The following is a 10672-nucleotide window of genomic DNA, read 5'->3' on the forward strand; positions in this document are numbered from 1 at the left end:
GAGGCACGATGGCACCACGCGAAGGGTCGGCCACCAGGGAGTTCACTCTCGACCGACGTCGACTACTCGGCCTGGGTCTGGCCGCCGGGGCCGCCCCGCTGCTGACCGCCTGCGGCGGCGCCTCGACCACCGGCTCGGACGCCGAGGGCGCGATCACCTTCATCTCCACCCAGTTCACCCCGGTCGAGGAACGCCAGCGCTTCGAACAGATCCTCCGGGAGCGGGTCACCGGCGGCGGCGTCGCGTACAACCCGGTGGAGCCGAACGTCTTCGCCTCCACCATCACCTCGCAGGTGACGGCGAACCGGGTCCAGGTCAGCCTCGCCGGTGGACTGCACGGCGACCTCGCCCCGCACGCCGACCGACTGGTCAACCTGGACGACCTGGCCAGCAGGCTCGCCGACCGGCGGTTCCCGCCGGAGATCGCCGAACTGGGCCGACTCGGCGGCGGGGCCACCGCCTACCTGCCGTGGATGCAGGCGTCGTACGTGCTCGCGGTGCACAAGCGGGCCCTGGAGTGGCTGCCGAGCGGCGCCGACGTGCAGAACCTGACCTACGACCAGTTCCTGACCTGGGTCACCGACGCCCGGCGGGGCAACGGCGGCCGACCGGTGCTCGGCCTGCCGTGCGGCCCGAAGGGCCTCTACCACCGGTTCTTCCAGGGCTACCTGCTGCCGAGCTTCACCGGCGGCCAGATGACCACGTTCCGTAGCCCCGAGGCGGTCGAGGCCTGGCGGTACATGACGGCGCTCTGGGCCGAGACAGCCCCGGCGTCGACCAACTTCGACAACATGCAGGAGCCGCTGCAGCGCGGTGAGGTGCTGATCGCCTGGGACCACGTCGCCCGGCTCGTCGCCGCCCCGGCCGACCGGCCGGACGACTGGGTGATGGCACCGGCGCCCCGCGGCCCGAAGGGACTCGGCTACCTGCTCGTCGTCGCCGGGCTGGCGATTCCGAAGGGCGCGCCCGAGGCGGACCGGGCCCGTCAGGTGATCGAGACGCTCACCACCCCGGAGGTGCAGCTCGAGGTGCTGCGCCGTAACGCCTTCTTCCCGGTCGTCGACACCACCCTGCCGGCCGACCTGCCGCCGGCGATCGCCTTGGAGGCCGAGGCGGTACGCCGCCAGCAGGAGGCCGAGGGCGCCGTGCTGGCGCTGCCGCCGGTCGGGCTCGGCGCCCGGGACGGCGAGGTGTCGCAGATCTTCAAGAACTGCTTCAAGGAGATCTGCCTGGACCGCCGCCCGGTGCAGCAGGTGCTGGACCGGCAGGCCCGGGAACTGAACCGGATCCTGGACGAGGTCAAGGTGCCGTGCTGGCGCCCCGACCCGGTCACCGCGGGGCAGTCGTGCCGGGTGCGGTGACCGACGTCCCGGAGGCGCCGGCTCCGCCTTCCGTACCCGGGTCGACCCGCCGTCGACGGCGTTCCCGGATCCCGACGCCGGTGCTGCTGGTCGCCCCCTCCCTGCTCTTCCTGGCGGCGCTCTTCCTCTGGCCGATCGTGGTCGGGGTGGCGCAGGCGTTCACCGACCAGGACGGCACGACCCTCGCCCACCTGCGCCGGATGGTCGACGACCCGTACTTCTGGGACGCCACCCGCAACACCGCACTGCTGATCGTCGTCCTCATCCCGCTGCAGTTCGGGTTCGCCCTGGCCATGGCGTTGCTGCTGCGGGAACGTCCGAGGCTGTCGTCGTTCTACTTCTACGTCTGGTGCGTGCCGCTGGCGATCAGCGACCTCGCCGCCGGGCTGGTCTGGCTGGCCATCTTCGCCGACCGGGGCTACCTCAACTCGCTGCTGGCCCGGCTCGGGCTCGGCGACGGGTACGCGTGGCTGTCCTACGACAACCAGACGACCATGTTCGTCGCGGTGCTCCTGGCCGAGTTGTGGCGGGCCACCTCCCTGGTGCTGGTGATCGTGGTGGCCGGGCTGCAGAACGTGCCCCGGGACTACGACGAGGCGGCGGCGGTGTTCGGCGCCACGTACTGGCAGCGGCTCCGGTACGTGATCCTGCCGCAGCTGCGGCCGAGTCTGCAGGTGGCGCTGATCCTGCGGACCATTCTCGGGCTGCAGACCTTCGCCGTCGCCCAGGCGCTCACCGGTCGGAGCTTTCCGCTGCTGGTCGGCGAGACGTACCAGTGGTACGTGACGCTGCAGAACGAGGGAGTGGCAGCGGCGATCGCACTGGTGATCCTGCTGATGTCGATCGGCACCGCGGTTGTCTACCTGCGGGTGCTGCGCGACCCGACCACCGGGGGCCTGCGGTGAGCGGCGGGCCGCCGTCGGCTCCGCGGGTACGGCGCGCCCGGTCCGCCCGGCGCCGGACCGTGGTGGTGCACGTCGCCTGTGTCGCGGTGACCCTCTTCATGGGGCTGCCGATCTACCTGATCGCGCTGGCCGCGTTCTCCAGCCGGCAGTCGCTGAACACGTTTCCGCTGCCGCTGGTCCCGACCGACCCGTCGGTGGAGACCATGCGGGTCTTCCTGGACACCACCGGGGTGCTCGCCGGCTTCCAGAACTCGGTGGAGGTGGGACTGCTCAGTCTCGTCCTGTCGTTGGCCCTCGGGGTGCCGGCCGGGTACGCGGTGGCCCGGTACGCCTTCCGGGGACGGCAGCCGTACCAGTTGTTCCTGCTGCTCACCCGGGCTCTGCCGATCGTCGTGCTCTCCGTTCCGCTGGCCCGGGTCTTCCTGGCCACCGGGCTGTACGACACCACGTACGCGGTGGCCCTGTTGCACACCGCGTTGGCGCTGCCGACCACGGTGCTGATCACCTCGGCGATCTTCGTCGCGGTACCGGTCGAGCACGAGGAGGCGGCGATGGTCTTCGGCGCCACCGCGCCGAGGGCGTTCGCCCGGGTGGTGCTCCCCCAGGCACTGCCCGGGATCGCCGCCGCCGCCATCTTCACCTTCGTCACCTCCTGGAACGAGGTGCTCGGCGCGGCGGTGCTGACCCTGGGCCGCCGTACCCTGCCGGCCCAGGTGCTGTCGACGCTCGCCGACTCACCGCTGGCGTTCCGGTTCGCCGGCGGGTTCGCGCTGGTCGTGCCGGCCCTGGTGTTCATCGCCTTCATGCGCCGCTACCTGTTGAACATGTGGGGGACCACGATCCGCTGACCGACCGGCCGGGGCGACGGCCCGGCGACGGTTCGGACGGCACCGAGGAAAGGACGGACGTTGGCCCAGATCGTGCTGCGGAACCTGGTGAAGACGTACCCGGGGACCAGGACCCGCGCCACCGACGACATCAGCCTCGAGGTGCGCGACCGGGAGTTCCTGGTGCTGGTCGGCCCGAGCGGTTGCGGCAAGACCACGCTGCTCCGGATGATCGCCGGGCTGGAGACGCCGGACTCGGGGACGGTGCAGATCGGCGGCCGGGACGTGACCGACCTGCCGGCCCGCGAGCGTGGTCTGTCGATGGTCTTCCAGTCGTACGCCATCTTTCCGCACCTGCGGGTCCGGCAGAACATCGGTTTCGGGCTGTCCATGCGCAGGACGCCGAAGGCGGAGATCAGCCGGCGGGTCGCCGAGGCCGCCGAACTGCTGCACCTCACCGACTACCTCGACCGCTATCCGGCGCAGCTCTCCGGCGGCCAGCGGCAGCGGGTGGCGGTGGCCCGGGCGATCGTGGTCGACGCCGACGTGCTGCTGATGGACGAGCCGTTGTCCAACCTGGACGCGCTGCTGCGGATGGAGTTCCGTACCGAGTTGAAGCGCATCGTCGGCCAGCTCGGCACCACGACCGTCTACGTGACCCACGACCAGGCCGAGGCGCTCTCCCTCGGGGACCGGGTCGCGGTGCTGCGGGAGGGACGGGTCGCCCAGGTGGGCCCTCCGCTGGAGGTGTACGACGCCCCCGCCGACCAGTTCGTCGGCGGTTTCCTCGGGGCACCACCGATGAACTTCCTGCCGGCCCGGCTCGACCGGTCCGGTGACCGGCCGGCGTTGCGGATCGGCGACCAGCGCACCGCGGCCCCGTCCGGGCTCGCGGAGCATCCGGACGGCGAGGTCACGATCGGCGTCCGGGCGGAGAACATCGAGGTGTTCGACGCCGACGGACCGGACCGGTTGGCGGCCAGGGTGGAGGTGGTCGAGCCGACCGGGGCGACCATCCTGCTCACCGTCGACCTGGCGGGTCGGCGAGTCAAGGTGCAGACGCCGCCGACCTTCCGGATCTGCCCGGGAAGTCCGGTGTGGTTGGCCGTCGACCCGGCGATGATGCGGTTCTACCGGCCCGACTCGTCGGCGGTCCGGCTGTCGGACTAGCGGGGCGACCCTTGACAGGCCGTGTCCCCGGCCGCAACAATCTTGAAACCTGAATCGATTCAAGCAAGCGCTTTCCTGTCGACGGCGGCTGCAGCGCCGGCACCGCCACCTGCCATCGTTCTCCTGCCTCGAAGAGCCGTTCAGAGACCCACCTCTCCGGACGACGGTGCCGCGCGCGCCGCCGGCTGAATCGTTCACATCGCAGCTCCGCCAGCCTCGCGACATCCGACGGCCGTACCGGTACGGCCGTCGACGACGCCGACGCGCGTGCCGCCCCGGAGATCCGCCCGGAGGATCCCGCGCACCCGTTTCGACAGGAAGATTCCGCTCACCCGCCACCGCCGGCTCCCGTACCACCGACGCCCGGCACGGAGAACAGGAGAGTCAGTCACATGGCCGCAGAGATGTCCCGTCGCACCGCCCTCGGCCTGGTGGGTGCCGCCGCCGCGGCACCCGTTCTGCTGGGCCGGGACGCCGCCTCGGCGGCGCCGAAGTCGCCCGACGTTCAAATCCTGATCAACGGCGCGCCGGCGGCGCCCGGCACGTACCCCTTCCCGGGCGACCTCGACGCGCTGGTGCTCGACAACGGACTGATCCGGTTCACGTTCGGCCGGGACGACGCCGCCGGCGGCATCCTCACCGGCTGGACCGACGTCTCGATCACCGCGACCTCGGTCGTGGTGGACGGGGTGGAGCTGGCGCACAACCTCAACGGCACCGCACCGTTCGACCCGGACCGGCAGCACTCGTTCTACGTCGACGCGGCCGGCGGGGCCAGCCGACTGGTCTGCACCGAGGTGCGGGTGCTGCGGGTCAGTAGGGACCTGGTCGAGGTGGCGTTCGTGGACAACACCAGCCCGCAGCTGCGCCACGAACACCACCTGATCATGCGGCGCGGCAAGCGGGGCCTCTACGGATACAACATCCTCACCGCAGTGGTCGCACAGTCGATCAACGAGGTCCGGATGAACACGCGATGGGACCGGGCCATCCTCGACCACGCGTTCAACTGGGAGCGCGGCAAGGGCCAGCAGCCGACGTACGCCTACCTGGCAACCCAGGGCGGCGAGACCCAGCCGATCGACGGCATCAACAACCCGAACCTGCCGTCGCCGGAGAGCAACTCCGGCAACCTGCCACCGGGCAGCCGTTACACGAAGTACGAATGGAGCCTGTACCACCACGAGAACCCGATGTTCGGGCACTACGGACACGGCTTCGGCGCCTGGTTCACCCCGCTCGGCGGGGTGACCGACCAGACGCTGTGCGCCTTCTACGGCGTCGGGCCCAACCACCAGGACCTGGCCATCCACCAGGACGCGATCATCTGCAACTACTTCGGCGCGAACCACTACGGGCTGCCGGCGTACCCGCTCTTCCCCGGATATCAGCGGCTGTACGGGCCCTGGTACACGTTCGTCAACACCGGCGACCCGGACGACCCGGACACGATGATCGCCGAGGCGGCCCGGACCGCCCAGGCGGAGATCAGGGAGAACCGGGCCGGCTCGTCCTGGATCGCCGACCCCTTCTATCCGCCGCCCAGCGAACGCACCACGGTCACCGGTCGGCTGCGCATCGCCGACGGCCGACCCGCCGGCGGGCACTGGCTCCTGCTCTCCACCCAGGACGTGACCGACGTCTACACCATCCACGAACCGACCTACTTCGTGAAGACGGCCGACGACGGCACCTTCAGTCTGCCCGGGATCCCGCCGGCCTGGCAGCCGGGCACCCGCACGCCCGGCACGTACACCCTCTACGTCTTCGCCGCCGGCGGCTCGGTGACCGACCAGCTCAAACTCACCGGAATCACGGTGGGCGGACGAAAGCAGGACCTCGGCGACATCGAGTGGGCGCCGACCAACCACACCACCTTCCTCTGGCAGATCGGCTCCGCCGACCGGATGGGCGGCGAGTTCGCGCTCGCCACCGACCCGGAGACGTTCGCCAACCCGCGCAACTTCGACAAACCGGCCCGGATACCGGGCGACCTGACCTTCACCATCGGGGAGAGCTGGGAGCCGCAGGACTGGTACTACGCCCAGACCAACGCGGGCACTTGGACGGTCGCGTTCGACCTGGACCGGGCGTACAGCGGCACCGCGTACCTCACGCTCTCCAGTTCCATGCAGCGCAGCGGCCGCCCCACCGTGGCGGTCAACGGTGCCACCAGCGGGATCACGGGTTCGCTGCCGAACAACAACGACTCGACGATCGCCCGCCAGGCCGACCGTAGCGGCTACCCCCGGCTCGGCACGCTCTCCTTCCCGGCGTCGATGTTGGTGGTCGGGAGGAACACGATCACGTTCACCCGCGGCGCGGGTACCCGGGACGGCAACGGATTGGGCTGGGACACGCTGCTGCTGGAGGTCGACGAGGACACCGCGCCCGGCCGGGCCCGGCTGACCGGTCGGGTGGTCGACGTCGACCGTGGAGACCGCGGCCGCCCGGGCACGACGGTCTGGACGGTTGAGGTGACCAACACCGGCGGCGGGGCCGCCAACGACGTACGCCTGGACGGCTTCGCGCCTACCGGACCGGGCAAGGCCGGCAGGTCCGGCCACGTCGTCACGAGCCGGGATCCGGAGCGGTTCCCGGTCCCGGTCGCGGCCAGCATCCCGCCCGGCGGCTCCGCGACGTTCCAGGTTCGGGTGGACTTCACCGGAGCCCCGACCCTCTCCCGGCGCAGGTTCGAGGTCCGGGTCAGCGCGAACGGCGGGCGGGCCCGCACCGTCTTCACCGGACGCTGACCGTCCCCGTGTGCCGCGCGCCGACCGGACACCACCACCCGATCCGACAGGAGTGAACCAATGGAGAATCCGGAACAGCCGGACCGACGCCACAACGCCGGTGCGGACACCGACGGCACCCGGGGCACCTCGAGACGGACCCTGCTGCGGGCCGTCGGGGTCTCACCGCTGGGCGTGGCGGTCGCGCACGCGGCCGGCCCGACACCCGCCGCGGCGAGCCCCGACAGGCGGGGCGGGGCCGCCGCGGACGCGTGCGTGCGCCGGTTCGGGGCTCTCCCGACCGCGTCGACCAGTACCGTCCAGGACCGGGACCAGATGCTCTGCCAACTCGGTATCACGCTGCCGACCCTGCGCTCCTCGTGGCTCGACGACCCGAACCGTCCTCCGAACGTGACCGGGAAACCCGAGGACCGGCTCTGGTTCGACTCCTGCGGGCACCCCATGCGACGGGGGGCGCTGTTCGGGCTCTGGACAAGCTACGACGACGCGACCGGTGACGGTGCGATCGGCGTCGGAACCGGCGACAACCCCGAGGTCGACGGCTGGGAGTACACCCCGATCGACCTGCTGACAACGAAGAACGGCACCCCGGTACGTACCGCCGACGACTGGTGGGACAAACGCCGTCCGGAGATCCTCCAGGCGGCCCGGGAGGAGCTGTACGGCAGGATCCCGGACCGCCGACGCTGGCCGAGGATCACCTGGGAACTCGGCGAGGTCAGCTACGGCGAGGCGGACGGCGTCGCGTACGCCGAGCGGACGGTGACCGGCAACCTCGACACGTCCGGCTACCCGCAGGTGCGGAACGCGCCACGGATCTTCGGCACGCTCCGGATACCCCGGGCGGCGTACGAGGCCCGGGCCACGGTCCCCGTGGTGGTCGTCTTCGGTGGCACGGGGCGGTGGTCAAACCTCGGACCCGAGGGGTGGGGCATCTTCGGGTTCGCCAACGCCCAGCTCCAGCCGGACCGGGGCGGGGCCAACCTCTCCAGCTACCTCATCGGGCTGGTCAACAAGGGGAACTGGCGCAAGCCCGGCGACTGGGGCACGTTGGCCGCCTGGAGCTGGGGTATCAGCCGTCTGATCGACTTCTTCGCGGCGCCGACCGGATACGTCGGTGTCGACGCGAACCGGATCGGGGTGCAGGGGCACTCGCGGTACGGCAAGGCCGCCACCGTCGCCGCCGCGTACGACCCCCGGATCAAGGCGGCGTACGCGAGCTCGTCCGGTTCCCTCGGCGCCCGGATGAACCGCCGGCACTGGGGGCAGGACCTCGAGGTGGAGGGCGACTACCCGGACAACGCCGGCGAGAGCCTGGAGTACCACTGGATGGCGGGCAACTACTTCAGGTGGATGGGTCCGCTGGTCGACGATCCGGAGAACCCTGGCGTCGGCCTGGCGAAAAAAGGCACCTACAAGCCCCGCAGGTTGGAACTGATGAGTGTCGACGGACACTCGATGGTGGCGTTGGCCGCGCCGCGCGTGGTGTACATCACCGGCGGCAACAACAACGACGCCTGGGCCGACCCCCGGGGCATGTACCTGGCCGGCGTCCACGCCACCGCGGTCTACAACCTGGTCGGCGTCGACGGACTGGTCGTCCCGCCGGGCACGGAGTTCACCTCGGGCCCGGGCGAGTCGATCGGTGGCACCCCGCCGTTCGACCAGGCGTTCACCGACGGGTACATCGGCTACCGGCGGCAGAACGCCGGCCATGTCGACGCCCCGGGCTGGCCCGCGTTCGTCGAGATGTGCCGGAAGGTCTTCGACGTCGCGCCGTTCCCCGACGCGACCGACGTCAAACGGGGAAAGACGGTGAGCAGCGGGAAGTGGACGGTGACGGGCCTGGCCGGGCCGACACCGGTCAGCGTCGTCAACGGCGAGTACCAGACCCGAGGGGGCTGGAGCAGCAGGCCGGGTGTGGTCGAGAACGGGCAGCAGCTCCGGGTCCGGCACACCAGTTCCCGCCACGCCGACGCGCCGGTCGTCACCACCCTGCGGATCGGCGCCGCCACGTACACCTTCACCAGCATCACCGCCGGGTAGCTGCGCCGGGCGAGGTGACGCCCACCGTCGGTACGGTCCGGGTCCGCGCGGGACGACCCCGGGCGGACCCCGTACCGACACCGGCCGGTCACCCGGTGGCCACCCGGCCGGCACGATTGCGTACCGGAAGCGACTGCTGGGTACGGTGTGCACGTGCTGGAATCGGGAGTCGTGTTGGGCGGCCGATACCGTCTCGACGAGCGGGTCGCCACCGGCGGGATGGGTGACGTGTGGCGCGGCACGGACGTCGTGCTGGGTCGCCGGGTGGCGGTCAAGGTGTTGCTGCCGGCGCTGCTCGCCGACCCCGGTTTCATCGCCCGGTTCCGGGCCGAGGCGCGGATGCTGGCCGCGCTCCGGCACCCCGGAATCGTGCAGGTCTACGACTACGGCAATGACGACCAGCCGACCGGCCGGGCCGACTACCTGGTCATGGAGTACGTCGACGGCGAACCGCTCTCCGAGCGGATCCGGGCCGCCGGACGGCTGGGACTCGTCGAGACGCTGCGGGTGGTCGGTCAGGTCGCCCAGGCGTTGCACGCGGCGCATCTGCGCGGGATCGTGCACCGGGACGTCAAGCCGAGCAACCTGCTGGTGCAGGCCGACGGCACGGTCCGGCTGCTCGACTTCGGAGTGGCCCGCTCGGTGGAGATAACCAGCATCACCAGTTCGAACGCGGTACCCGGCACCGCCCTCTACATGGCGCCCGAGCAGGCCTCCGGGCGGCCGGTCTCGGCGGCCACCGACATCTACGCCCTGGGGGCGGTCGCCTACCAGTGTGTCGCCGGCAGCCCACCGTTCACCGGCGACACCCCGCTGCAGGTGGCGGTGAAGCACCTGCACGAGCAGCCGCCACCGCTGCCCGACACCGTGCCGGAGGCGGTCACCGCCCTGATCGGTCGGGCACTGTCCAAGGAGCCGGCCGACCGTTATCCGAGCGCCGCGGCCTTCGCCCGGGCGGCCCGGGCGGCGGCCCGCCACCCGTCCGTGACCGAGGCCGACGCCGCCGCGCTGGCCGTCGTCGGCGGTGCCGGCGGGGACGACGCCGAGGCGGACAAGGCACCGGTTGTGGCCATCGCCGGTGCGGCGCCGGACGGCGCCGGTGAGGCGCCCGCCGGACGAACCGGGCGGCCATCGCACACCCTGGCCGACAATCCGGTGGTGGTGGCGTCCGGCGACGACGGTCGACCGGAGCGGTCCGGCGTCGGCCCGCTGACCCTGGCCGGGGTCGCCGCTGCGGTGGGGATCGTCGCGGCGGCGGTCACCGCCCTGATCGCGATCCAGTGGCCCGACGGCGCCCCGGCGACGAACCTGCCGACGTCGCCGACGGTCACGGCGGGCCCCAGTACGCAGCCGAGCCAACCGGAGGAGACCAGGAGCGCGGAGTCGGAGGGCCAGAACAATCAACCGGGCCGGCCGACCCGCTCGAAGAGCCCCACTCCGACGCCGAGCGCGAGCCCGTCCAGCCCGGACCCCGGGCCCGGGACCGATCCGACCGTGGCGCCGACGACGCCGGCCGAGCCGACCACGCCAGCACCGACGACCGGCGGTCCCGCCGATCCGCCCAGTGGTGAGGTCAATCCGAACCAGGGCTAGCGCTCAGGAACCCGGGC

General features: G+C 71.5%; 7 protein-coding genes. All 7 read left to right on the plus strand.

From position 1 onward, the window contains the following. Positions 1 to 8 precede the first annotated feature (8 nt). The 7 genes from ABGB05_RS07600 to ABGB05_RS07630 all read left to right on the plus strand — a co-directional run bounded on the left by ABGB05_RS07600 (position 9) and on the right by ABGB05_RS07630 (position 10655). Positions 9 to 1361, plus strand: a complete 1353-nt coding sequence (locus tag ABGB05_RS07600; protein WP_347652472.1) for an ABC transporter substrate-binding protein — start codon at positions 9 to 11, stop codon at positions 1359 to 1361. After that, complete coding sequence (locus ABGB05_RS07605) at positions 1358 to 2266, plus strand: sugar ABC transporter permease (RefSeq protein ID WP_347652473.1); 909 nt, start codon at positions 1358 to 1360, stop codon at positions 2264 to 2266. The genes ABGB05_RS07600 and ABGB05_RS07605 overlap by 4 nt, the downstream gene beginning before the upstream one ends. Continuing rightward, entirely contained in the window at positions 2263 to 3114 is an 852-nt protein-coding gene (locus ABGB05_RS07610; protein ID WP_347652474.1) for a carbohydrate ABC transporter permease, read from the plus strand. The genes ABGB05_RS07605 and ABGB05_RS07610 overlap by 4 nt, the downstream gene beginning before the upstream one ends. 60 nt (positions 3115 to 3174) lie before the next feature. Next, positions 3175 to 4263 (plus strand): ABC transporter ATP-binding protein, encoded by a 1089-nt coding sequence (locus tag ABGB05_RS07615; protein ID WP_347652475.1) that lies wholly within the window; start codon positions 3175 to 3177, stop codon positions 4261 to 4263. 392 nt (positions 4264 to 4655) lie between these two features. Further along, positions 4656 to 7016, plus strand: coding sequence for a polysaccharide lyase family protein (locus tag ABGB05_RS07620; RefSeq protein ID WP_347652476.1), 2361 nt, complete (start codon positions 4656 to 4658; stop codon positions 7014 to 7016). Positions 7017 to 7076: 60 nt separating this feature from the next. Further along, positions 7077 to 9062, plus strand: coding sequence for a hypothetical protein (locus tag ABGB05_RS07625; protein ID WP_347652477.1), 1986 nt, complete (start codon positions 7077 to 7079; stop codon positions 9060 to 9062). A gap of 153 nt (positions 9063 to 9215) precedes the next feature. Then, positions 9216 to 10655, plus strand: a complete 1440-nt coding sequence (locus tag ABGB05_RS07630) for a serine/threonine-protein kinase (RefSeq protein ID WP_347652478.1) — start codon at positions 9216 to 9218, stop codon at positions 10653 to 10655. Positions 10656 to 10672: the final 17 nt, after the last annotated feature.

It is taken from the genome of Plantactinospora sp. B5E13, from assembly GCF_039871775.1.
Lineage (GTDB): Bacteria > Actinomycetota > Actinomycetes > Mycobacteriales > Micromonosporaceae > Plantactinospora.